Source organism: Raineyella antarctica (assembly GCF_900092135.1).
GTDB lineage: Bacteria > Actinomycetota > Actinomycetes > Propionibacteriales > Propionibacteriaceae > Raineyella > Raineyella antarctica.
The window spans coordinates 139,673-161,500 of the sequence record NZ_FMYF01000002.1; the positions used below are offsets into that span (position 1 = coordinate 139,673).

Consider the following 21,828-nt stretch of genomic DNA (forward strand, 5'->3'; position numbering starts at 1 on the left):
CCGTACGGTTCTGAACGTGGGAATGACAGGGGTGATCATCGCAGTGGTGGCCGTCGCGTGGCTTGCGTTCGGCGTGCCCCAATTCCTGTCCGTGCCGCGGGTGCTGGAGGAGGACATCCCCGACCCCGCCGACCGGATCGGCGGAGCGGTACGGATCCTGCGCCCCTCCGGGAAGTCCTCGGCGACGCTGGTCAACGGTGGCACCGGACAGGTCACGACCGTGCCGCTGATCGGCGCCGACGGCGCCCAGTTCAGCACTGCCGAACTCTCGACCCGGCTCACCCGGCGTACCGAACTGGCCCGGCTCCGCCAGATCGAGCAGGCCGCCGTACGTATCCGCCGCCGCGCGATCGCCGGCGTGCTCGGCATCGACGTGCTGGTCGTCGTCGGCGCGCTGGCCGGCTGGTGGTCCTGGTGGTGGTGCACCGGTGCGGGTGCCCTGCTGGTCGCCGGCCTGGTGGCGCTGCGGGTCAGCGTGGTGCTGGTGGATCGCGAGATGGACCGCCGGGTCACCGAACTGCGCACCGGCAACCAGGAGCGCACCCTGGCGATCACCCGGGACGACCTGTTCGAGGGCGCCCCGCCGGCCGAGGTGACCGGCTCCGAAGCAGCCCGGACCTCCCGCGACGTCGTCTCCTTCCGCCGTCCGTTGTTCGAGGACGTGCCTTCCCGCCACCTCGCCCCCTCGCTGTGGGAGCCGCTGCCGGTGCCGGCCGAGACGTACGTGCAGCGCCCGATCGTGGCCCGGACCGTACGGACGATCGACCTGTCCAGCCCTGGCCTGAACGCCGCGATGGACCAGGCCCAGGGCGACCTGCCGGTCACCGCCGACGGCCGTGACGGGGAACTGGCCGGGGTCGGCGAACTCGACGCACGGGCCATCGAGCGGGCCTCCCGACGGCCGAGGCTGCGGGCCGTGGGCGAGTGAGACCGAGCGGTTTGGGACTGGCTCGCGGATGGTGCTAGACTCCCAAACCTGTCGGGACACCTCGGTGTCCGCCTGACTGGGGCATTGGCGCAGTTGGTAGCGCGTCTCGTTCGCAATGAGAAGGTCAGGGGTTCGAATCCCCTATGCTCCACCAGATTCAAGATGTTCGGACTCGTGACCCCAGGACAGAGGTCGGCGAGGGACTGAACCCCTGAGGCGGGCGTTCCGAGTTGCTCGGGACGCCCGTTTTCGTCGTGTGTCGAGGTGATGGGCCTGAGGTGGTCCCCGGTATGGGGGACGATCAGGAGGGTCGGGAGCACGCGAACATGACGGTGCGGATCCGTCGCTGGGCGAGATTGGCCACCTGATTGGCCGCCATCTGCCCGTACGCGTCGCCGAGGAAGGCTGCGAAGCTGACCGGTGGTGGTCCGTCTCGTTCGATCCGGGCGCGCACCTGCTGGAACCAAGCCAGGCTCTCCTCCGACGAGTCGACTTCCGAGATGACCTGGAAGCCGGCCGCTGCGAGTAGTTCGCGCATCTCCTCGGGCGTGGCGAGAAAGCTGATCGACGGGTCGGTCGCCCACGGCACCGGGTAGCGGACGTCGCCGCCCTCGCCCTGCAGAACGTCGTACACGACGAACCTGCCGCCGGGCCGGAGCACTCGGAAGGCTTCGGCGTAGAGCGCCGGCTTGTCGGCTATGTTCATCGCGACATGGAGGGTGAGCGCCGCGTCGACGGCCGCTTCGGGAAGTCCGGTAGCCGTTGCGTCCCCGACGCGGAAGTCGGTGCGTTCGGACAGGCCCGTCCACTCCGAGAGCGCCGTCGCCACCTCGCAGAACTCTGGCGTGAGGTCGACGCCGGTCACCCTGCATCCGGTCAACTCCACGAGCGTCCGTGCGGGCCCGCCCAACCCGCTGCCCAGGTCCAGCACGTGGGAGTCGGCAGTGAGTGCGAGGGCCTCGACGATTTCCAGCGATGCGGCACGGCCACGGATGTGGAACTCGTCCACCGGCGCGAGGTCGGCCGGCCGCAGAGTCCGACGGTCCAGACCGGCCGCGTCCAAGGCGGCGCTGATGGCCCCCACAAGCCCACCGGGGCCGCTGTAGAACCTCGAGACCTGGCTCATGGAATTATTATGACACCGCGTCGCCATGAGGTCGACCGTAGGATCGCAACCTTCTGGGAAGACTCCCCGTCGTGCCGCGCCGCTCATCCGCAGAGTCGCCGTGGTGGGCGAGCCCCCGGCCGGAAGGGATGGTGCACATCCCGACATCCCGGGTGGTCCTCGAGTCGTCCCGACGGCCTCCGGCCGCTGGATGCATGGAGCATCGCGCTAGCGTTAGGACGTGAGCATCGAAATCGTTGACATCCGACGGGAGCCGCGGTCCTACAGCGTGGTCGTTCCGGCCTACAACGAGGAGTTGTTCATCGGGGACTGCCTCGACTCGCTGAGTCGGCAGGACTTCGCCGGGCCTGTCGAGATCATCGTGGTCGACAACAACTCCGACGACGCCACCGCGAGGATCGCGGCCCTTCACGATGCCGTCGTCGTCCACGAACCGTCACCGGGGGTCTGCAACGCTCGCCAGGCCGGCCTCGCCAGGGCCACCGGCACCATCATCGTCTCCGTGGATGCGGACACCATCTATCCGCCCCACTGGCTCTCGACCATCGACCGGCACTTCGCCTCGGCGGACGACGTCGTCGCCGTGGCCGGGCCCCCCGTCTTCCGGGAGGGCCCGGCGTGGGGACGTGTCCTCACCGGGTGGCTCTTCTGGCTGGTGACGGTGATCGAGAGGGTGAGCGGACGCCTGAGCTACGTCTCGGCGGCCAACCTCGCCTTCCGACGGTCCGCCTTCGGTGGCTACGACACGCAGATGAGCCAGGGCGGCGATGAACTGGATGTGCTGCGCCAGTTGCGGCCCCACGGCCGTCTCGTCTGGGACGCTGACAATCCGGTGGTGACGTCTCCTCGCCGGATGAGTGCCGGGATGCTCCACGGCCTCGTCGTGACCATGCTCTACTACTACGTCGGCGGCTACGTGGTGAACAAGTTGGCGCGGCGCCGGGTGATCGGGACCTACCGGGCCATCAGGACCCCGTCCCCTGTCCCGGTCCCGCATCGAGCCGATCCTGGCCCGCTGCCGGCTCCGAGGAGACGCCGGATGCTGGTCGCCCCGCGTCGGCGCGACGAGTCGTCGACGTGAGAACGGCTGCCGGCATGGGCGTCGGTGCCGGCGCCCTCTCTGCCGCCGCCCTCACCTACTGGGTCAGGATGTCCTCCTGGTCGCAGCGCCTGGGGCCGTTCCCTTGGCACGTGGAGACCGACCGGCGGGTCGTCGCCCTCACCTTCGACGATGGTCCCAACGAGCCCTACACCTCGCAACTGGCGGACCTCTTCGTGGAGCGGGGCGTCCACGCCACGTTCTTCCAGGTGGGGCTGAACGTCAAGGCCTTCCCGGACGCCACCCGGCGCCTGCTGGCTGACGGGCACGAGATCGGCAACCACTCCTGGAGCCACGACTTCACGCGTTGCCTTCGCGACTCCGTGATGGCCGACGAGATCCTCCGTACCCAGGACCTGCAGGAGGAGATCACCGGGCAGCGGCCCACGCTCTACCGGCCGCCCTGGCTGTGGCGTTCACGGGGATTGTTCCGGACCCTCCGGGAACAGGGGCTCACCCCCGTCTCGGGGGAGTTCGCACACGAATTCGAGCCGTTCCAGATCCCCGCCGCGTGGACCGCGCGCCGGGCGCTGGGGCGTGCGTCTCCGGGGAAGATCCTGATCTTCCACGACGGCTACGACATCCGTGGGGGCGACCACACCCAGACGGTCCGCGCCGTGCAGCTGACGGTCGATCGGCTCCGTGACGCCGGGTACGAGTTCGTCACCGTGCCCGAGCTCCTGGCGCTGGGGTGAAGGCCTACGTCGGACCGGCTCAGCCCTGGACCGGACCCTGCTCGTACGGCCGCCCCTCGGCTGCCCACTCGTTCATGCCGCCCTCGACGTTGACCACGTCGTAGCCGGCCGCCTCCAGCGCCTCGACGGCGCGCAGCGAGCGGATCCCGGCCGCGCACAGCACGTACGTGGTGGTGTCCGGGTCGATCTCCGTGGCGCGAGCCGGGATCTCGGCGAGCGGGATCAGCTTCGCGCCGGGCAGGTGGGCCTGCTCGTACTCGTACGGTTCACGGACGTCGACCACTGGCGCACCGGCGGCGTACGCCTCGGCGAAGGCTGCGATATCGATCTGCTTGGGCATGTCCCGAGCGTAGGCCGGGTCCGGCCGTACGCGGAAGCCCCGGGGTGCTGGCCGGGAGGGGGACCAGGGGAGAGACTGGTCCCATGAGTGAGACCGAGTTCCGCATCGAACACGACACCATGGGCGAGGTCAAGGTTCCCGCCCGTGCCCTCTACCAGGCGCAGACCCAGCGGGCGGTGGAGAACTTCCCGATCTCGGGCAGCACCCTCGAGCCGGCCCTGATCGTCGCGCTGGCCCGGGTGAAGAAGGCCGCCGCCGGCGCGAACCAGGCGCTCGGGGTCCTCGACCCGTCGATCGCGCTGGCCGTCCGTGACGCCGCCGACGAGGTGATCGAGGGCGGCCACCTGGACCAGTTCCCCGTCGACGTCTTCCAGACCGGCTCGGGCACCTCCTCGAACATGAACATGAACGAGGTGCTCGCGACCCTCGCCACCCGTACCCTTGGCTCCCCGGTGCACCCGAACGACCACGTCAACGCCTCGCAGTCCTCCAACGACGTGTTCCCGACCGCGGTGCACGTGGCCGTCGGGTCGGCGCTCAAGCACGACCTGTACCCGGCGCTGCAGCGGCTCGCGACCGTGCTGTCGGGCAAGGCCGAGGAGTTCTCGACGGTGGTGAAGTCGGGGCGTACGCACCTGATGGACGCCACCCCGGTGACGCTGGGCCAGGAGTTCGGCGGGTACGCCAGCCAGGTCGACTTCGGCATCGAGCGGATCTGGAGCTGCCTGGACCGCGTCTGCGAGCTGCCGCTTGGCGGCACCGCCGTCGGCACCGGGATCAACACCCCGCCCGGCTTCGCGCCGCGGGTGATCGACGAGCTCGCCCGGACCGCCGACCTGCCGCTGTCCGAGGCCCGCAACCACTTCGAGGCGCAGTCCGCGCGCGACTCGCTGGTCGAGGCCTCCGGGGTGCTGCGGACGATCGCGGTGTCCCTGATCAAGATCGCCAACGACATCCGCTGGATGGGGTCGGGCCCGCGCGCCGGCCTGGCCGAGATCCACCTGCCCGACCTGCAGCCCGGTTCCTCGATCATGCCGGGCAAGGTCAACCCGGTGCTGTGCGAGGCGATGATCCAGGTCGGCGGCCAGGTGATCGGCAACGACGCGGCCGTGGCGTTCGCCGGCACCACCGGCGTGTTCGAGCTCAACGTGATGATCCCGATGATGGGCAACAACCTGCTCGAGTCGATCCGGCTGCTCGCGAACGTCTCGCGGGTCTTCGCGGATCGTACGGTCGCCGGCATCGTGCCCGACGTCGACCGCTGCCGTACGTACGCCGAGTCCTCGGCCTCGATCGTCACGCCGCTGAACCGCTACATCGGCTACGAGAACGCCGCCAAGGTGGCGAAGCTGTCGCTCAAGGAGAACAAGACGATCCGCCAAGTGGTGCTGGAGCAGGGCTTCGTCGAGCAGGGGATGCTGACGGAGGAGCAGCTCGATTCGGCGCTGGACGTGCTGGCGATGACGGAGCGCCCGCAGTAGGACCCTCCTGGCACGCCGGGGCGGGCCGGGCCGGGCACCGCCCGTACGCTTCGGCGCCGTCCGGGGCTCTCGGCGCCGTCCCCGGCGCTGCTGTCGAGGTCCGCGTTGCTCGGATTCGTGGTGGCTCGCGCCCGCGGGCGCTCCACTTCTTGATCGTGCACTGTCTGCGGTACACGATCAAGAAGTGGAACCGGCCCGGACGCGACCTCAGGCGAGGAACCTGGGCGACGCGAGAAGCCCGGGCCCACGCAAGGCGGGACCCGGGCGAGCTCGAGGCGGCTCTCAGACGAAGATGACCTGGGCGCCCTCGCTGATCACGATGAAGTCCGAGGCGGAGATCACGCCCTCGCAGGCGGGGTGCAGGTCCGCCTCGATCATCTTGTACATGTCGAAGGTCAGCTTGCAGGCGTAGAAGTGCGCGCCGGCCGCCGCCATCATGTCGAGGAACTCCGGGATCTCCGGGATGTCCTCGGCCTCCATCATCTGCTTCATCTGTCGGGTGGCGAGCGTGGTCATGCCGGGCAGGCCGCCGAGTTGCTGGGGCAGCGAGTGGTGCTCCGCCCCGGCCCTGATCTTGCCCAGCTCGGGCATGTGCATCGCGGTGTTGCCGGTCATCGTGTAGCGCAGCTTGTGGTTGAGCTTGGTGTTCAGGATGTCCAGGCCCCAGAAGGTGAAGAAGATGTGCACCTCGGCACCCTCGCTGAGGGCGGCGTTGCCCATGATCAGCGCGGGGTAGGCCATGTCGAGGTTGCCCTTGGAGCAGATGAAGGCGATCTTGCGCGGCCCGGCGTACGCCGGGGCGCCCCCGGCGACGACCTCGCCGGTGGCCGTCGTGGTCGTCGTGGTGGCCCCGGAGCGGGGACCGAAGTTCGGCATGATGAAGCCGGCGGGAATGTCCACCGCTGTTGTGGAAGTCATGGTGGGGATCTCCTAGACGCAGCCGACGGGCTTGGGGAGGCCGGCGAGCCACGCCATCTTCTTGGCAGGCTTTCCGGGGAAGAGGCGGTACAGCTCCTTGATGTCGAAGCCGCCCACGGTCTGCATCCTGCGCAGCGTGGGGGTGACCCCGGTCTTCGCGGAGTCCTCGCGCATGAAGCGGATGGGGGCCCAGTGCGCCTCGTCCATCTCGATGTCGATGAACCGGGCCAGGTCGGTGGCCAGATCCTCGCTCCACTCGTCGCGATTGGTGAAGAAGCCCTCGTCGTTCACCTGGAACGTACGGTCCTTCAGGGTGTTGGTGGGCACGTCACTTCTCCTCGTGCTTGCCGGCCATCGACATCAGCGTCGGGACGGGCAGTTTGTGGCCGGGCATCAGCATTCGCCAGTAGATCTGCTCGAAGGCTAGCTTGCCCATGTGGTTGATCCGGGAGCGGCCCAGCAGCTTCATCGGCCCGACGACGGGCAGCGGGAACGTCCCGGTCAGCGGCTGGGTGTCGTAGTTGAAGTCCAGTAGCAGCGCCTGGCCGCGACCCGACTCGACGAAGCAGTTCGCGTGCCCGTCGAACTCGTTCGGCATCGGCTTGCCCTGGACGAGGGCCAGGAAGTTCGGGATGAAGGTCTCCACCGCGAAGTGCGCCACCGCACCGGCCTTGGAGGTCGGGATGTTGCTGGCATCGCCCAGTACGAAGATGTTGTCGTACGTGGTGGAGCGCAGCGTCTTCTTGTCGACCGGGATGAAACCACTTTCGTCCCCCAGACCTGAGTCGAACACGAACTGCTGCCCGGTGTTCAGCGGGATGGTGACCAGCAGGTCGAAGGGCAGCTCGCGGCCGTCGTACGACACCATGACCTGGCGGTCGTTGTCGATGCTCTCCACCGCGAAGTCCGAGGCCAGCCGGATCGAGCGTTCGGTGAGCAGGTTGCCGAGCTCGCGGGAGGCGACCGGCTTGGTGAACGCCCCGTCCAGCGGCGTCACATACGTGATGTCGACCTTGTGCCGGATCCCGCGCTTGCGGAAGTAGTCCTCGGCGAGGAAGACGAACTCCAGCGGGGCCACCGGGCACTTGATCGGCATGTCGGTGATGTGCACCAGCAGCTTGCCGCCCTCGAACTTCTCCAGCGCATCGTGCAGCGCCGTGGCGCCCTCGAGCGTGTAGAAGTCGAAGACCTTCTTGTGCCAGAGGGAGCCGTCGGCCATGCCGGGCGTCAGGTCGGGGCGCGGCTGGGTGCCGGAGGCGATCAGCAGCCAGTCGTAGCCGAGCACCTGGCCGTTCTCCAGGTCGACCTCGTTCTCCTCGGGGCGCACCTTGCGGATGCCGCTCTGGATGAAGTCGACGCCCTTGGGGAGGTAGTGGGTGCGCGGCTTGGTCACCTGCTGCGGCTTGTACATCCCGAAGGGGATGAACAGGTAGCCCGGCTGGTACTGGTGGGCATTGTCGCGGTCCACGATGGTGATGGACCACTCGTTGTCTGCGAGCTCGCGACGCAGGTGGTTCGCGAGCATCGTGCCGGCAGTGCCGGCACCGAGGATGAGGAGGCGTCTCATGCCTACGACGATACCCATACGGGTATGGGATTACTACAGTCGCCGTAGATCAGTGGTGTGAGAAGGGTCATGCAGGGAGTGACACAGGTCGGACCTCCTGTGGGCGGTCAACGCAGGCGGCACCCGGGGGTTACCGGGCGGTGTCGTACGACCCCGGCGGCACCGCGGGTGAGCCCGCCGGCATCGCGAGCGGTGAGTCCAGGATGTGCCGGGTCATCGCCGCCTCGGCTCCCTCGGCATCGCGCCGGCGGATCGCGTCGAGGACCTCGCGGTGGCCGCGGTTGCGCTCGGCCAGGTGCCCGCTGAAGCCGCTCCCGTGGGTGGCGATCATGAAGTCGCTGAGGTCCCAGAGGCGCTGGCTGATGTCTGCCGCCAGTGGCGCGGCGGACATCCGGTGGATCAGGGTGTGGATCGCCCGGTTCTGGGGGACATGCGCCGACCGGCCCGAGTCGTCGGTCGCGCCCGGCAGGGCGTCGATCGAGTCGCACAACTGGTCCAACTCGGCGAGCTGGGCGTCGGTCCGGGTGAGGGCCGCACGGTAGGCCATCCCTCCCTCGGTGCGGGCGAAGATCCAGAAGAACGTCGCCACGTCCTCGGGCGAGAAGCTGCTCACCCGTACGCCGACCTGGGGCTGGATCTCCACCAACCGGTCCGCGGCCAGGGTGTGCAGGGCCTCCATCACCGGCTGCTTGCTGACCTGGTACTCCTCGCGCAGCTTGACCACGGTGATCGCCTCGCCGGCGGAGTACCGCCCGGCCAGGAGGTCCGCCTTGAGCTGCTCGTAGACCTGGCGGGCCAGTCGACCGCCGATCGCGGAGCCTCGGCCTGCAGGGGGGAACATGCGCTGGATCCTATCGTTCACCCCTGCACCCGAGACTCTCAGTGGTCGGTCCGGGGCCGGTCGAGGACCGCGTCGACCGCCTCGGCGAGGAGCGTACGCGCCTGCTCGGCGTCCCAGACCGCCTCCGGGCAGCGCCACGCGATGACCTGGTCGGGACGGACCAGCAGGGCACCCGCCTCGTGGATCTCGCGGCGCCGGTGCCAGTCGTGGTACGGGTCCTGGGCGTCGGGATCGGTGCCGACCAGCACGACGTCGAGGAAGTCCAGGCCTAGCCGGTCGGCCGCCTCGCGCCACGCCTCCCCGGCCTGGCCGGTGACCAGGGTGAACCGGCCCTTGCCGACCACGTCGAGGGTGGAGACGCGCAGCCCGTGGTGGTCGACCAGCCAGGCGTGCGGCAGCTTGGCGCCCGGACGGGTGGTGGGCTGGTGGTACAGCTCCGGGTCCCGTTCCCAGACCTCCTCCGGGAGCGAGGGGTCGGGGATCACCGCGGTCGAGGTGTAGCGGTGGTTCTTCTCCACGCCCTCGGCATTCCACTCGTGTTCCTTGAGCTGCAGTGCGGCCTCGAGTTGCTCGCGTCGGCGTACGCCCTCCTGGGTGGGGGCGTTCAGGTTGGCCAGCGCATTGGTCACCGGGTCCGCGTCGCCGCTGGTGTCCAGGCAGTCGCGCAGCGCCTTGTAGTCCAGCCGGGACTGGTTGGCGCGCAGCACGATCTGGCGACCCACGGGGGCACGCTCGGGGGTGTAGCTCTCCAGCAGTCCCGGTCCGGCGTCGCCCTTCAGGACGTACGCCAGCTTCCAGGCCAGGTTATGGGCGTCCTGGACGCAGGTGTTCAGGCCCAGGCCGCTGCTCGGCGGGTGCCGGTGGGTGGCGTCGCCGCCGCAGAACACCCGGCCGCTGGAGTACTCGGTCGCGTACTGCTGGTTGACGAACCACGGGGAGCGGTTGAAGATCTCGACCTCCAGGTCGGGCAGTCCGACCAATTGGCGGATCCGCTCCACCACCTCCTCGTCGGTCGGCTCCGGCACCCCGTCCTCGACCAGGAAGCCCCAGCCGGCGATCCACTCGGTCCACGGCTTGGTGCACCGCAGCAGCCCCAGGCCGATCTCGCCGATGTTCATCTCCGGATTGAAGAACCAGTGCAGGATGCTCGGCCGGTGCTCGACGTACTGGCTGAGGTCGCAGCGGAACTGGGTGTAGAGCGTCCCGGCCCGGTTCGTGTGCCCGACGAACGGCAGGCCGATGGTCTCGGCCACCTGGGAGCGGGCGCCGTCGGCGCCGACCAGGTATCGGGATCGTACGGTCTCCTCGACCCCGCTGGTCCGGTGCCGCAGCCGGGCGGTGACGCCCTCGTCGTCCTGCTCGAAGTCGACAAGTTCGGTCTGGTAGCTGACCACCACGCCCTGCTTGCCGGCGGCGTCGACCAGCACCGGCTCGATCCGGTCCTGCGGGATGTCGAGGTACTCGCACGGGCTGTTGCGTACGTAGTCGCCGTGCCGGGCGAAGCCGCTGCCCCAGGCGGGCATCCGGGCGATCTCCGGACCGGCCAGGCTGATCGCGAGGAGCGTGTCGCCCATCTGGTCCCAGGGGGTGGCGGCCTTCCTGGCGCGCTCCTCCAGGCCGAGGTCCCGGAAGACCTCCATGGTGCGCTGGCTGGTGATGTGGGCCCGGGGCGAGTTGGCCACCCAGGGCGCCTTGGACACCATTCGTACGCGGACGCCCTGCTGGGCCAGCGCGATGGCCGTCGTCACGCCGAACGGACCGGCTCCGATGACGAGGACGTCGGTGGTCGAGTCGATCGTCATGTCAGTGCACCTCGAGCTTCTGCAGGGCGGCTTCGCGGCGACCCCAGGGGCCCGGCAGCAGGGCCACCGAGACGATCGAGATCGCGCAGATGACCACCATGTAGAGGCCCACGCTGGTCGAGGAGTGGGTGGCGCCGTAGATGGCGGTGGCGATGGTGGGGGCGAAGGCGGGTCCGACGATCTGGGAGATGGTGTAGCCCACAGAGACGCCGGAGTAGCGGATCTCCTTGGGGAAGACCATCGAGAACAACGGGCCGGTGACACCCGCGGACGGCGGCATCGCGATGCCGAACATGAGGGTGATCGCCAGCACGAACAGCAGGGAGTTGCCGGTGTTGATCATGGCGATGGCCGGGAAGACGCTGACGCCCATCAGCACCGCCCCGAGCAGGTACATGGTCTTGCGGCCCCAATAGTCCGACAGCCAGCCGAAGACCGGGTACGCCACCGTGGCGATCACCGCGGCGACCAGCACTCCGCTGAGGGCGTGGACGCGGGGGATGCCGATGACCTTGCTGCCGTAGTTGACGAAGTAGGACATGCACAGGTACGCGAGCACGCCCTGGCTCAGGTAGGTCCCGGCGATCAGCAGGATCGCCCGCCAGTGGTCGCGGAAGGCGGTGACGATGGGGAGGGCCTCGACCTTGTCCTCCTCCTGGGCGGCCTGGAAGGCCGGGCTCTCCTCCACCGTGAGGCGGATGGCCAGGCCGATCACGACCAGGAGGGCGCTGACCAGGAACGGCACGCGCCAGCCCCAGGCGAGGAACTGGTCGTCGGGCAGGGTGGCGGCGATGAGGAATGCGCCGGTGGCGAGGGCGGTGCCCAGGGGTGCGCCCATCTGCGGGAACGAGCCGAAGATGCCCTTGCGGCCCACCGGGGCGTGCTCGACGGCCATCAACGTGGCGCCACCCCACTCGCCGCCGACCATGAAGCCCTGGGCCAGGCGCAGCACGGTAAGCAGGACCGGCGCTGCGATCCCGATCGCGGCGTACGTGGGGAGGATGCCGATCAGCAGTGTGGCGAGCCCCATGCCCAGCAGGGTGATCACCAGCATCTTCTTGCGACCGAGGCGGTCCCCGAAGTGTCCGAAGACGACCCCACCCAGCGGCCTGGCAAGGAAGCCGACGCCCAGGGTGGCGAAGGACAGCAGCGTTCCCATGAACGGGCTGGCGTTGGAGAAGAACAGCTGGGGGAACACCAGCGCGGCTGCTGTCCCGAAGATGAAGAAGTCGTAGTACTCAACGGTGGTGCCGATGAGGCTCGCGATCGCGACCGTCATCGGCTTGTTCGGGCGGGCGGTCGCCCGCTCGGTGATCTGCACAGGCGTCGTTGTCATGGCAGCTCCTTTGGCTCGGTACTGAGACGCTAGCATGCTAGTTCCCGGTGAGGGAAGAGTGAATGTGCCGAGGGGCGGCGTCCCGAGGTCCGTCGGCGAAGCTCCCGGCACTGGAGGTGGTGACCGACTCGCCTACGCTGGAGGACATGTCCCGGATGGCTGACCTCGGTCAGGCGGTGCTGGAGCGGCTGTGGCCCGCGCACCCGCGCCGGTGGAAGGACGTGCCCGGACGGTTGCGTCCCTCGGGCGCCTGGGTGCTGCGGCTGACGGTCGCCACCGTGCTCGCGTACGCCGCCAGCATCCCCTTCGTCCAGGGGCCGCCCGACCTGACCGGCGCGCTGACCGCGCTGCTGGTGGTCCAGGGCACGAACGTCGGCACGCTGCGCAGCATGGTCGTACGGATCGGTGCGGTGGTCACCGGCGTCATGCTGGCGGTGCTGGTGTCCTCTCTCGTCGGGCTGTCCTGGTGGAGCCTGGCCATCGTCGTCGCGCTGGCGCTGACGTTCGCGAAGGTCTTCCGGCTGGGGGAGCAGGCGTTGGAGACCCCGATCAGCGCGATGCTGATCCTGGCGGTCCAGGGCCAGGCCGTGGCGGTGGAGAACCGGATCCTGACCACCCTGATCGGCGCGGCGATCGGTTTCCTCTTCGTCGTGGTGCTGCCCGCCCCGGTGCCCACCCGCAAGGCTGCGCACCTGGTCCAACGGGTCGCCGTCGGCACGGCGAACCTGCTGACCCGGGCCGCCGAGTCGATGTCCACCCAGCCGATCCACCGGGCGATCGCCGAGGAGTGGCTGGGCGACGCCCGTGCCCTGAGTGTCGATGTCTCCCGCGCCTCGGCCGCGGTGACCGAGGCCCGGGAGGCGCGCCGGATGAACGCGCGGGCCTGGACCACTACGGACGTCGGCCCGGTGCTGACGATGGGCGTCGGCACCGTCGAGCGGATCGTGCTGGAGGTCCGCCACCTGCTCCACGTCGTGTCGTTGGAGGCGCCGATCCAGCAGACCCGCGACGACGGCTACGGCGAGGACGTCCGTCCGGCCTTCGCGTGGGTGCTGGCCACGCTGGCCGACTGCATCGCTGCGTACGGGCGCTTCGTGGAGGCCGAGGTCAGCGGCAAGGACGGCGACCACGGCAAGGAACTGGATGAGGCGCTGGGCCAGGTCGGTGAGGCCCGGGCGATGCTGGTCGACCTGATGACCGTCGACCCGGCGCAGGAGCGCGGCTTGTGGCTGCTGCGGGGGTCGATCCTCGGCGTGCTGCAGCAGATCGTGTCCGAGTTGGAGCACGAGGAGCGGCGGCGTGCGGCCAGCCAGCTCGCGGAGGACCGCAGCCGTGGCCTGCTGCCGCGGATGATCCCGGTGCTGGGCCGCCCGGTGGCGGACCAGTTCGGCAGCCAGGGCACGGACTTCGGCGAAGGCTGGGTCGATCCGGACTCCATGCTGGAGACCGGGGAGCTGCCGCCGATCGGCGACTGAGGGGGCTGGGGCGTCGGGTCGGCGCGGCTCGGGTCCCCGGTTCGGCCGCTGGCCCTGGACAGATTCCCAACGGGCATCGTCGATCCCAGTAGTTGCGTCACGGAGTTGCGTGGATCGGGCGTCCCGGTTGGGAATCAGTACAGAGGCCCTGTGGGACTCCTTGTTGGGAACCGGCGAGCTGGTGCGGCCCGATGCGGGCAATGGCGCCTAAAGCCCGGTGATTCCGCTGCGAAAGCCCTCGGTGAAGGCATCCAGCATCTCGCGGCTGGACGGGGACCCCATGTCCCGCGTGAGGGCTGCGCGTAGCCCGGGGTCATCCAAGACCTCCATGACTGCCGATGCCCCCGCCCGGTCGAAGGGGCGGCGGCAAGACGGCCGACCCGATAGGGGCCGGCCAGGATGATGTCGTGATCTGTCGCAGCCAACGCTGCGGCGTCGTCCCATGCTGAATCCCCGTACGGGCCCTCGGATGAGACCGACAGGATTCCTTGCAGATCCCGCGCGTCCTTGGTGCTCGAGTAGCGTCGGTCACGCCACGAGAGCACCTTGAGCACGGCCTGCGCAGGTAGTGAAGCAACTCTCACCTGTGTGCCTGCGGGGAGTCGAACTTCGACCGAGCTGCGGAAGGCCTCGGCGATCCCGTTCACATCGAGCTGATGCCCGTCACTGAACATCACACTCCGGTTCTCCTCGATGCCGCCGAAGGGGATGACATCGACCTCCACTCCGAACACGACGAAAGTGTGCTCCCCGCCCCGCGCGCGTTCGAGGTCTGCCGTGAACTTCGTGAAGCCACCCGGACCTCCCACCGCGACAGCAACATCGATGTCCAGGGTGACCCGCGCGGCTGCGGCGCCGACGGGTGCATGGACGACGAGATCCCGGGCAGCTGCGCCGATGATGAGGATGTCCAGGCCTGCGCGCCGTGACAGGGCCACCAGCTCGGCGATCACTTCTTCGCGGACGGGAACGTCGGTGCGCCCGGTCAGGTCCAGTCGTTCCACGTCATTCCCCTGTCGCGGGCGATCTCGGTGAGGCGCGGGTCATCCGCCAGGAGGAGGTCGGCCCGGACCAGGAACGGAGGTGCTGTCCTTGCACCGACGACGAGTTCAGGTCTCCAGAAAGCCGACCGAACCCTGATGGGGCCTTGGGGATCGCGTCGCAGCCGCCCCGCGGTGATCAGCTCCTTGCGAGCTGCCGGGGGGCAGTGGACCAGGGCCGTCGTCGGTCGTATCGAGGCCCCGTGCCGGAAGGCGGCCAGCTCGGAACCGATCAATGCGCCATCGGGCAGGTCTGCTTCGAGGAGGTCCGTCACGGCGCCCCAGCGGGGCGATGAGTAGGTCTCGTCAGGCCAGACCGCGGGCTGCACGGCCACGTAGGCGGCGGTCCATTGGTCGCGCAACTGGTCCGGGCGCCTCAGTGGCCCGTCGGTTCCGGTGTGCCCGGAGGTGCGAAGTGCCTGGAGGACACGGTTGACGGTCCCGAGTGAGGAACCTGTCAGTTGTGCGAGCTCGCGCTGCGTCAGGTCAGTGTTGCGCGCATCCGCCACGAGGATCGCGAACGTCACCGGCAGGCCGGTCCGAGTGAACGGCAGGGTCGGCGATGGTGGCTTGATCCGCGGGGGATGACCGGTGACGCGGATGAGTAGTCCGGGCGCGCTGAGCGACAGGTTCCCCGACGCGTCGGCGTAGCCCTGCCAGCCTGCCCGCTCGAGACGCTCGGCGAGCTTGGCGCTCACGTGTTCCGTGACCAGGATTGCGCCGGGAGGTGGCGGTCCGGCCAGTTCGACGGCTGCTGCCCGTACGTGGTGCTTCAGCTCCACCGGGAACTCGTGCTCACCACCATCCCAGCGAACTCGCAGCTTGCCGTCCGTCCCGTTGTCGTGGGCCCGTTCCGCTGCGAGGGAGACCCATGTCGTGGCGAGGCCGAGCTCATGCAGGGCCAGTTCGATCTGCTCGATCAACGACGGCTCGCCACCCTGGGGCGGCTGTTCCAGAAGGGTCATGTGTTCATGCTAATGGAACGCTGACGACAATTGGAACACTGTCGACCCGGAACGCGGCGATGGCCGGCTGAGCCGCGGGCTGGGGGCCGGCAGCGCTTGGTCCCTGTACTGATTCCCAACGGCGGACGTCGATCCCAGTAGTTGCGTCACGTGGCTGCGTGGATCGGACGTCCCTATTGGGAATCAGTACAGAGGAATTGTTGTACCCGGAACCGCCCCGTCCCTCAGCGCCGCAGCCACGCCCAGATCGGCTGGCCGTTCTCCTCCAGGCGCACCTCGGCGCCCGGGCACAGTGCGGCGACGGCCTCGGAGAAGCGCCGGTCCAGCGTCAGCCCGCGCGCCGGGCAGGCCGAGCAGGCGCCTTCGAGCGCGATCGTCGCCAGGGAGCCCTCGGTCTCGACCAGCCGGGCGCTGCCGCCGTGGGAGCGTACGTAGTCGCCCACCTCCCCGGCGATCACCTGCTCGACCGCGGCCGCCAGCACCGTACGGGGCGTATCCGCGGGAGCGCGCCAGGCTTCGGGCTCGTCCAGGGCCGCGACCAGGGCCGTACGCACGGTGGCCCCGACCGTACGCCAGTCACCGGAACCGGTGGTGAGCACCGCTGCCGGTTCGACGACCAACCCGGTGAGCGTCCCATCGGCCAGCAGACCTGCCAGGGGCGACGGAACGGCGGCGGGGACGCCGACGAAGTCCAGCGTTCCGGCGGGTACCACCCACCGGAGGGTCCGCGGATCCTCGGTCGCCTCCGGGTGCAGCGCGATCACGTCAGCCCCCGCTCACAGCGGCACCCGACCACAGGCCGCTCGCAGCAGCGCCCGATCACGTCAGTGCACCCACCACGAGTCGGGTCAGGAACGCGAACACCCACGCCAGCGTGAACATGTACCCCCACGCGATCAGCGGCCACTTCCACGTACCGGTCTCCCGGCGCATCACGGCCATCGTCGCCATGCACTGCAGCGCGAACATGAAGAACACCATCAGCGACGCGATCACCGGCGGGGTGAAGAGCGGCTCACCGGCGCGCGGCCCGTGTTCGACGGTCATCCGCTCCAGCGCGGTGCCCGGGTTCGCCGGGTCACTGGCGGAGGCGACCTGGCCCATCGTGGACACGAACGTCTCGCGGGCGGTGAGCGAGGAGATGATGCCGATGTTGATCCGCCAGTCGAAGCCGAGCGGCTCGAAGACCGGTTCGATCGCCTTGCCGAGGGCGGCGGCGGCCGAGTGGTTGAGCGTGTACGTCGCGACGGCGGCCTGGTCGGTCCGGTCGATCCCGGCCTCCTGCAGCCGCTGGGCGGAGGGCATCGGCAGGCTGAGCAGCAGCCACATCACCACTGTCGCGCCGAGGATGACGGTGCTCATCTTGCGCAGGAACGCCGCACACGCGTCCCACACCGCGTGCAGGACCGTGGACAGCTTCGGCATCCGGTAGGGCGGCATCTCCATGTAGAACGGCAACTGCCCCTGCCGGCGGCCGGTCACCTTGCTGAAGAACCACGCCGTCCCCATCGACGCGATCGCGCCACCCAGGTAGAGCAGGAACATCACCGCACCCTGCGCACCGAACGGCCCGAGGCGGATCTCGGAGGGTACCAGCAGGCTGATCAACATCACGTAGACCGGCAGGCGGGCCGAACAGGTCATCAGCGGGGCAGCCATCATGGTGGCCAGCCGGTCCTTGGCGCTCGGGAGCGACCGGGTCGCCATGATGCCGGGGATCGCGCAGGCCAGTGAGGACAGCAGCGCCACGAACGCCCGCCCCTCCAGGCCGGCCTTCGCCATCACCCGGTCCATCAGGAACGCGGCCCGGGACATGTAGCCGGTGCCCTCCAGGATGGAGATCAGCACGAACAGCAGCGCGATCTGCGGCAGGAAGACGACCACCGCGCCGACACCACCGATCAGGCCCTGGCTGAGGAAGCTGGCCAGCCAGCCGATCGGTACGTACGTCTGCGCCAGGGCGGCCAGCCAGTCGAAGAAGGACTGGACCAGGCCCTGCACGGGCGCTGCGACGGTGAAGATCACCTGGAAGAAGGCGAACATCGTCACGAAGAAGAGGATCGTGCCCCAGACCGGGTGCAACACCACGTTGTCGATCCGGCGGGTACGGGCGTCGACCTCGGGCACCCGGTAGCCGGCCGAGTCGAGCACCGAGGTGATCCAGCCGGTCACCTCGTCGGGCGCGGTGGGCGGCGGCACCAGCGGGGTGCCCCAGTGTGCGGCGTGGTCGAGGTGGGCGCGCAGTTCGTCGGTGGCCCGCGGGTCGCCGGCGGCGATCGCGCGGACCGGCACGCCCAGGGCGCGTTCGAGTGCGGCAAGGTCCAGGTGCCCGTTGCGGCGGGCGAGTTCGTCGGTGAAGGTCACGATCACCGTCGTCGGCAGGCCGACGGTCAGCACCTGCGCGATCAGTCCCAGGGAGCGGCGCAGGGTGGTCGCATCGACCGTGGCGATCACGGCGTCCGGGGTCGGGTGGATGCCGTCGTCCGGGTCGAGGATCTCCTCGACGACCTTCTCGTCCGGGCTGATCGGGTCCAGGCTGTAGGTGCCGGGCAGGTCCTCCACGACCACCTGGCCGGCGGGGGTCTGCACCAGTCCCTCGTACCGCGCGACGGTGACGCCGGGGTAGTTGCCGGTACGGGTGTGCAGGCCGCTCAGGGCGTTGAAGAGGGTGGACTTGCCGGAGTTCGGGCTGCCGACCAGGGCGATCCGGGACACTCCCTCTGCAGTGACCGAGGCGCCTCCGCCGTGGTGGGCGTGGCTCATGCTGCGCTGCTGGGGGCGTACGTGCCCTCGACCACGATCGTACGGGCCTGCGCGGGACGCAGCGCGATCTCGTAGTCGGCGACGCGGTAGACCGCGGGGCCACCGAACGGGGCCCGGCGGATCTTGCTCACCGTGGCACCGGGGGTGAAGCCCAGGTCGAACAACCGGCGCGCCGCGGCGGGATCGGACCCGTGGCAGACCCGGCTGACCAGGGCGACCTCGCCCTCCAGGAGCTCGTCCATGCCGCGCGAGGCAGGCTCGAAGGACGCGTCGGGGGAGTGGTCCACGGTCCGTTCGGACAGCAGCACGGTGATCTGTGACATACGAGGCACCTCTGGAGTTGCGGGAGTCGGCGTCCTTGCCGATAGAGGTAAGGCTAACCTCACCAACGGGGGTGGGGAAAGCCGGACGTGTGTGATGTGGCACACTAATCCGCCCTCGACCCCGCGCGAAAGGGGCGCGTGCCGTCCTGTTGTGTGGGGCAGATCACCGCCCGTGCCGCCCCTGACCCGTGCCGCCCGTGACCCGTGCCGCCCGTGACCCGTGCCGCCCGTGACCCGTGCCGCCCGTGACCCGTGCCGCCCCAGACCTGGTTGCGGACGCTACCTGCAGTTGCGGACCTTGTACGGTCCGCAACTGGAGCTAACGTCCGCAGGGGCGATGCGAGGTGCTCCGCAGGGGCGGACCGAGGTGCTCCGGAGGGCGATGCGAGGTGCTCCGCAGGCGTGCCCCGGGCGTGCCCCGGGCGTGCTCCGCGCGTTTTCCCCCCGCTCAGATGCTCCAGTCGTCGAACGTGGCGTGCTCGGTGTCGCGGTCCGCGGTGGCGAGCACCGAGTCGCCGACCGCCAGGTCCAGCTCGTTGGCGTTCTTGCGGGTCAGCGCCGCGGTGAAGCGGTCGCCGCTGGGCAGGGTGACCAGTTCGACGCGGGTCTCGAAGCCGAGGTGGGTGACCCGCTCGACCACCGCGCGCTCGGTGATCTTGGCCGCCGACCAGTCGGTCACCACCGGCTCCTCGCCGGGGGCGAGCTTGCGCAGTTCGATGTGCTGGGGGCGTACGAGGGTGTGGCCCAGCCGGGAGACCGAGCCGAGAAAGCCCATCACGAACGAGTTCGCCGGGTGGTCGTACAGGTCGGTCGGGTTGCCCACCTGCTCGAGACGGCCGTGGTTGAGCACGGCGATGTGGTCGGCGACGTCGAGCGCCTCCTCCTGGTCGTGGGTGACCAGGATGGTGGTGACGTGCACCTCGTCGTGCAGGTGGCGTAGCCAGTCGCGCAGTTCGGCCCGGACCTTCGCGTCGAGGGCGCCGAACGGCTCGTCCAGCAGCATCACCTCCGGCTGGATCGCCAGCGCGCGGGCCAGCGCCATCCGCTGCCGCTGGCCGCCGGACAACTGGGCCGGGTAGCGGTCCTGCAGTCCGCCGAGGCCGACCAGTTCGAGCAGTTCGTCGACCCGGGAGTGGATCGTCGGCTTGGCGACCTTGCGGATCGAGAGCCCGAAGCCGACGTTGTCGCGTACGGTCATGTGCCGGAAGGCGGCGTAGTGCTGGAACACGAAGCCGATCCCGCGCCGCTGCGGCGGCACGTCGGTGACGTCCACGCCGCCGATCTCGATCCGGCCGGAGTCGAGGGTCTCCAGCCCGGCGATCGCCCGCAGCAGGGTCGACTTGCCCGATCCGGACGGCCCGAGCAGGGCGGTCAGTGAGCCGCTGGGCACGTCCAGGCTGACCCCGTCGAGGGCGCGGAAGTCGCCCCAGTCCTTGGTGGCGTCGGTGACGGTGATCATCGTTGCTTCTTCCAGTGGTCCAGGAGGGTGGTGACGAGGAGGGTGACCAGGGCCAGGCCCATCAGCACGGTGGAGGCGGCGTACGCCCCGTACACGTTGTGGTCGTCGACGAAGCGGCCGTGCACCAGCAGGGTGAGGGTCTGCGAGACGCCGGGAAGGTTGGAGGAGACCAGCAGCACGGCGCCGTACTCGCCCAGGGCCCGGGAGATGGTCAGCACGACGCCGTACGTCAGGCCCCAGCGGATCGCCGGCAGGGTGATCCGGCTGAAGACCTGGAACCGGCTGGCGCCGAGGGTGGCGGCGGCCTGCTCCTGGTCGGTGCCGAGCTCGCGCAGCACCGGTTCGACCTCGCGGACCACGAACGGCATGGTCACGAACGAGGTCGCCAGCACCATCGCCGGCAGCGCGTAGACGACCCGGATGCCGTGCTGGGGCAGCCAGCCGAACCAGCCGTTGGTGCCCCACAGCGCGATCATCGCCACGCCGACGACGACCGGGGAGACCGCGAACGGCAGGTCGACCAGGGTCTGCAGCACCGCGCGGCCGGGGAACCGCCCGCGGGCGAGGGCCAGCGCGGTGATCACGCCGAAGACGACGTTCAGCGGCACCACGATGGCGATGATCAGCAGGGTCAGGTTCAGCGCCGAGATCGCGGCCGGGGTGGTGACCCACTGCCACCAGGTGCGCAGGCCCGGCGCGAGGGCGCGGACCAGGATCATCGTCACCGGCACCGCGACCAGCAGGCCGAGGTAGACGGTGGCCAGCGCGCGCAGGCTGAGCCGGAGCGTACGGGACTGCCTCATGCCGCCTCCTCCCGCTGCTGCATCCGACTCGAGGTGACCCGCAGGGTGGTCAGCACGAGGAAGGAGATCGCCAGCAGGACGACCGAGACCGCGGCCGCGCCGGCCTGGTCACCGGCCTCGATCAGTTGCTGGATGTACTGCGAGGCGACCTGCGTACGACCGGGCAGGTTGCCGCCGATCAGAACCACCGAGCCGAACTCGCCGATCGCCCGGGCGAACGACAGCCCGGTGCCCGACGCCACGGCCGGCATCAGCACCGGCCAGACGATCCGGCGGAAGATGGTCCAGCCGTGGGCGCCGAGCGAGGCGGCAGCCTGCTCGGCCTCGGTGTCCAGTTCGCGCAGCACCGGCTGGACCGCGCGGACCACGAACGGCAGGGTGACGAACGCCAGCGCCAGCATCACGCCGGCCCGCAGCCCGGCCAGGTGCACGCCGATCGGGCTGTCCGGCCCGTAGAGGGAGAGCAGCACGATGCTGGCCACGATGGTCGGCAGCGCGAAGGGGATGTCGATCAGCGCGTCCAGGACCTGCTTGCCGCGGAAGTCGTCGCGGACCAGCACCCAGGCGATGACCGTGCCCATCACGGCGTTGACCAGGCTGACCGCGGCGGCCAGTGCGACGGTCAGGCCGAGGGTGGTCAGGGCGCTGGGCCGGGTGACGGCCGCCAGGAAGCCCTGCGGTCCACCGCTGAGGCTCAGCGCGAGCAGCGCGGCGATCGGCAGCGCGACCAGGACGCTCACCCACAGCACCACCACGCCGAGCGTGGCGGGGTCGATCCCGCCCAGGCGGAAGTGCCGGGCAGCGGGGCGGCGGGAGGTGGGACGGCCGGCCGGGGCGCGCGGGGTCGTACGAGTCGGTAGGGCCACG

At 69.6% G+C, this 21,828-nt stretch carries 21 protein-coding genes and 1 tRNA gene; 7 read left to right on the top strand and 15 right to left on the bottom strand.

Going from position 1 to position 21,828, the window contains the following annotated elements; translation table 11 throughout:
* The first annotated feature begins 16 nt into the window (after window positions 1–16).
* Both GA0111570_RS03160 and GA0111570_RS03165 read left to right on the top strand, forming a co-directional pair.
* On the top strand, window positions 17–928 hold the full coding sequence (locus GA0111570_RS03160) for a hypothetical protein (protein WP_139283127.1): 912 nt from the start codon (window positions 17–19) through the stop codon (window positions 926–928).
* Window positions 929–1,006: 78 nt separating this feature from the next.
* A tRNA-Ala gene (locus GA0111570_RS03165) sits at window positions 1,007–1,082 on the top strand.
* 147 nt (window positions 1,083–1,229) lie between these two features.
* On the opposite strand, the gene GA0111570_RS03170 is transcribed toward GA0111570_RS03165, so the two are convergent.
* Window positions 1,230–2,054, bottom strand: a complete 825-nt coding sequence (locus GA0111570_RS03170) for a class I SAM-dependent methyltransferase (RefSeq protein ID WP_092606286.1) — start codon at window positions 2,052–2,054, stop codon at window positions 1,230–1,232.
* A gap of 220 nt (window positions 2,055–2,274) precedes the next feature.
* Here GA0111570_RS03170 and GA0111570_RS03175 point away from each other — a divergent pair, with 220 nt between their 5' ends.
* Together GA0111570_RS03175 and GA0111570_RS03180 are read left to right on the top strand one after the other, a co-directional pair.
* A complete protein-coding gene (locus tag GA0111570_RS03175; RefSeq protein WP_092606287.1) occupies window positions 2,275–3,135 on the top strand; it encodes a glycosyltransferase family 2 protein in 861 nt (286 codons plus the stop codon).
* On the top strand, window positions 3,132–3,848 hold the full coding sequence (locus tag GA0111570_RS03180) for a polysaccharide deacetylase family protein (RefSeq protein ID WP_217633997.1): 717 nt from the start codon (window positions 3,132–3,134) through the stop codon (window positions 3,846–3,848). Before GA0111570_RS03175 ends, GA0111570_RS03180 begins: the two co-directional genes overlap by 4 nt.
* A gap of 19 nt (window positions 3,849–3,867) precedes the next feature.
* On the opposite strand, the gene GA0111570_RS03185 is transcribed toward GA0111570_RS03180, so the two are convergent.
* On the bottom strand, window positions 3,868–4,188 hold the full coding sequence (locus GA0111570_RS03185; protein WP_092606289.1) for a rhodanese-like domain-containing protein: 321 nt from the start codon (window positions 4,186–4,188) through the stop codon (window positions 3,868–3,870).
* A gap of 83 nt (window positions 4,189–4,271) precedes the next feature.
* On the opposite strand from GA0111570_RS03185, the gene GA0111570_RS03190 reads away from it, so the two are divergent.
* The gene (locus GA0111570_RS03190) at window positions 4,272–5,669 is read left to right on the top strand and encodes a class II fumarate hydratase (RefSeq protein WP_092606291.1); all 1,398 of its coding nucleotides are present in this window, start codon (window positions 4,272–4,274) and stop codon (window positions 5,667–5,669) included.
* A 282-nt stretch (window positions 5,670–5,951) separates the two neighbouring features.
* On the opposite strand, the gene GA0111570_RS03195 is transcribed toward GA0111570_RS03190, so the two are convergent.
* The 6 genes from GA0111570_RS03195 to GA0111570_RS03220 form a co-directional block, all read right to left on the bottom strand.
* The gene (locus GA0111570_RS03195) at window positions 5,952–6,587 is read right to left on the bottom strand and encodes a DsrE/DsrF/DrsH-like family protein (RefSeq protein WP_092606293.1); all 636 of its coding nucleotides are present in this window, start codon (window positions 6,585–6,587) and stop codon (window positions 5,952–5,954) included.
* A gap of 12 nt (window positions 6,588–6,599) precedes the next feature.
* Window positions 6,600–6,914 (bottom strand): TusE/DsrC/DsvC family sulfur relay protein, encoded by a 315-nt coding sequence (locus GA0111570_RS03200; protein ID WP_092606295.1) that lies wholly within the window; start codon window positions 6,912–6,914, stop codon window positions 6,600–6,602.
* 1 nt (window position 6,915) lies between these two features.
* Window positions 6,916–8,154 carry a type III sulfide quinone reductase, selenoprotein subtype gene (sqr, locus tag GA0111570_RS03205; protein WP_092606297.1) on the bottom strand — a complete coding sequence of 413 codons (1,239 nt, stop codon included), beginning with the start codon at window positions 8,152–8,154 and terminating at the stop codon, window positions 6,916–6,918.
* Between the two features lie 130 nt (window positions 8,155–8,284).
* Complete coding sequence (locus GA0111570_RS03210; RefSeq protein ID WP_092606299.1) at window positions 8,285–8,995, bottom strand: GntR family transcriptional regulator; 711 nt, start codon at window positions 8,993–8,995, stop codon at window positions 8,285–8,287.
* A 38-nt stretch (window positions 8,996–9,033) separates the two neighbouring features.
* Window positions 9,034–10,797: an FAD-dependent oxidoreductase gene (locus tag GA0111570_RS03215; protein WP_092606301.1), complete on the bottom strand. Its 1,764-nt coding sequence runs from the start codon at window positions 10,795–10,797 to the stop codon at window positions 9,034–9,036.
* 1 nt (window position 10,798) lies between these two features.
* Window positions 10,799–12,133, bottom strand: coding sequence for an MFS transporter (locus tag GA0111570_RS03220; RefSeq protein ID WP_092606303.1), 1,335 nt, complete (start codon window positions 12,131–12,133; stop codon window positions 10,799–10,801).
* 146 nt (window positions 12,134–12,279) lie between these two features.
* On the opposite strand from GA0111570_RS03220, the gene GA0111570_RS03225 reads away from it, so the two are divergent.
* Entirely contained in the window at window positions 12,280–13,608 is a 1,329-nt protein-coding gene (locus tag GA0111570_RS03225) for an FUSC family protein (RefSeq protein WP_175557299.1), read from the top strand.
* Window positions 13,609–14,264: 656 nt separating this feature from the next.
* Window positions 14,265–14,537 (top strand): hypothetical protein, encoded by a 273-nt coding sequence (locus GA0111570_RS03230; RefSeq protein WP_092606307.1) that lies wholly within the window; start codon window positions 14,265–14,267, stop codon window positions 14,535–14,537.
* A 56-nt stretch (window positions 14,538–14,593) separates the two neighbouring features.
* Here the strand turns inward: GA0111570_RS03230 and GA0111570_RS03235 are convergent, their stop codons facing one another.
* The 7 genes from GA0111570_RS03235 to cysT all read right to left on the bottom strand — a co-directional run bounded on the left by GA0111570_RS03235 (window position 14,594) and on the right by cysT (window position 21,827).
* Entirely contained in the window at window positions 14,594–15,613 is a 1,020-nt protein-coding gene (locus GA0111570_RS03235) for a type IV toxin-antitoxin system AbiEi family antitoxin (protein ID WP_092606309.1), read from the bottom strand.
* A 224-nt stretch (window positions 15,614–15,837) separates the two neighbouring features.
* Window positions 15,838–16,377 carry a NifU family protein gene (locus GA0111570_RS03240; RefSeq protein WP_092606311.1) on the bottom strand — a complete coding sequence of 180 codons (540 nt, stop codon included), beginning with the start codon at window positions 16,375–16,377 and terminating at the stop codon, window positions 15,838–15,840.
* Window positions 16,378–16,432: 55 nt separating this feature from the next.
* A complete protein-coding gene (feoB, locus tag GA0111570_RS03245) occupies window positions 16,433–18,376 on the bottom strand; it encodes a ferrous iron transporter B (RefSeq protein WP_092606313.1) in 1,944 nt (647 codons plus the stop codon).
* Window positions 18,373–18,699, bottom strand: coding sequence for a FeoA family protein (locus GA0111570_RS03250; protein WP_217633998.1), 327 nt, complete (start codon window positions 18,697–18,699; stop codon window positions 18,373–18,375). The genes feoB and GA0111570_RS03250 overlap by 4 nt, the downstream gene beginning before the upstream one ends.
* A gap of 448 nt (window positions 18,700–19,147) precedes the next feature.
* Window positions 19,148–20,158, bottom strand: a complete 1,011-nt coding sequence (locus GA0111570_RS03255; RefSeq protein ID WP_092606315.1) for a sulfate/molybdate ABC transporter ATP-binding protein — start codon at window positions 20,156–20,158, stop codon at window positions 19,148–19,150.
* Entirely contained in the window at window positions 20,155–20,961 is an 807-nt protein-coding gene (locus GA0111570_RS03260) for a sulfate ABC transporter permease (protein ID WP_092606317.1), read from the bottom strand. The genes GA0111570_RS03255 and GA0111570_RS03260 overlap by 4 nt, the downstream gene beginning before the upstream one ends.
* Window positions 20,958–21,827: a sulfate ABC transporter permease subunit CysT gene (cysT, locus tag GA0111570_RS03265; protein WP_092606319.1), complete on the bottom strand. Its 870-nt coding sequence runs from the start codon at window positions 21,825–21,827 to the stop codon at window positions 20,958–20,960. Before cysT ends, GA0111570_RS03260 begins: the two co-directional genes overlap by 4 nt.
* Window position 21,828: the final 1 nt, after the last annotated feature.

Excerpts from the sequence above, each read along its gene's own strand:
- GA0111570_RS03170 (WP_092606286.1), bottom strand. The coding sequence starts at position 2,054 with ATGAGCCAGGTCTCGAGGTTCTACAGCGGCCCCGGTGGGCTTGTGGGG.
- GA0111570_RS03185 (WP_092606289.1), bottom strand. The coding sequence starts at position 4,188 with ATGCCCAAGCAGATCGATATCGCAGCCTTCGCCGAGGCGTACGCCGCC.
- GA0111570_RS03190 (WP_092606291.1), top strand. The coding sequence starts at position 4,272 with ATGAGTGAGACCGAGTTCCGCATCGAACACGACACCATGGGCGAGGTC.
- GA0111570_RS03195 (WP_092606293.1), bottom strand. The coding sequence starts at position 6,587 with ATGACTTCCACAACAGCGGTGGACATTCCCGCCGGCTTCATCATGCCG.
- sqr (WP_092606297.1), bottom strand. The coding sequence starts at position 8,154 with ATGAGACGCCTCCTCATCCTCGGTGCCGGCACTGCCGGCACGATGCTC.
- GA0111570_RS03210 (WP_092606299.1), bottom strand. The coding sequence starts at position 8,995 with ATGTTCCCCCCTGCAGGCCGAGGCTCCGCGATCGGCGGTCGACTGGCC.
- GA0111570_RS03215 (WP_092606301.1), bottom strand. The coding sequence starts at position 10,797 with ATGACGATCGACTCGACCACCGACGTCCTCGTCATCGGAGCCGGTCCG.
- GA0111570_RS03220 (WP_092606303.1), bottom strand. The coding sequence starts at position 12,133 with ATGACAACGACGCCTGTGCAGATCACCGAGCGGGCGACCGCCCGCCCG.
- GA0111570_RS03225 (WP_175557299.1), top strand. The coding sequence starts at position 12,280 with ATGTCCCGGATGGCTGACCTCGGTCAGGCGGTGCTGGAGCGGCTGTGG.
- GA0111570_RS03230 (WP_092606307.1), top strand. The coding sequence starts at position 14,265 with ATGCCCGTCACTGAACATCACACTCCGGTTCTCCTCGATGCCGCCGAA.
- GA0111570_RS03235 (WP_092606309.1), bottom strand. The coding sequence starts at position 15,613 with ATGACCCTTCTGGAACAGCCGCCCCAGGGTGGCGAGCCGTCGTTGATC.
- feoB (WP_092606313.1), bottom strand. The coding sequence starts at position 18,376 with ATGAGCCACGCCCACCACGGCGGAGGCGCCTCGGTCACTGCAGAGGGA.
- GA0111570_RS03250 (WP_217633998.1), bottom strand. The coding sequence starts at position 18,699 with ATGTCACAGATCACCGTGCTGCTGTCCGAACGGACCGTGGACCACTCC.
- GA0111570_RS03255 (WP_092606315.1), bottom strand. The coding sequence starts at position 20,158 with ATGATCACCGTCACCGACGCCACCAAGGACTGGGGCGACTTCCGCGCC.
- GA0111570_RS03260 (WP_092606317.1), bottom strand. The coding sequence starts at position 20,961 with ATGAGGCAGTCCCGTACGCTCCGGCTCAGCCTGCGCGCGCTGGCCACC.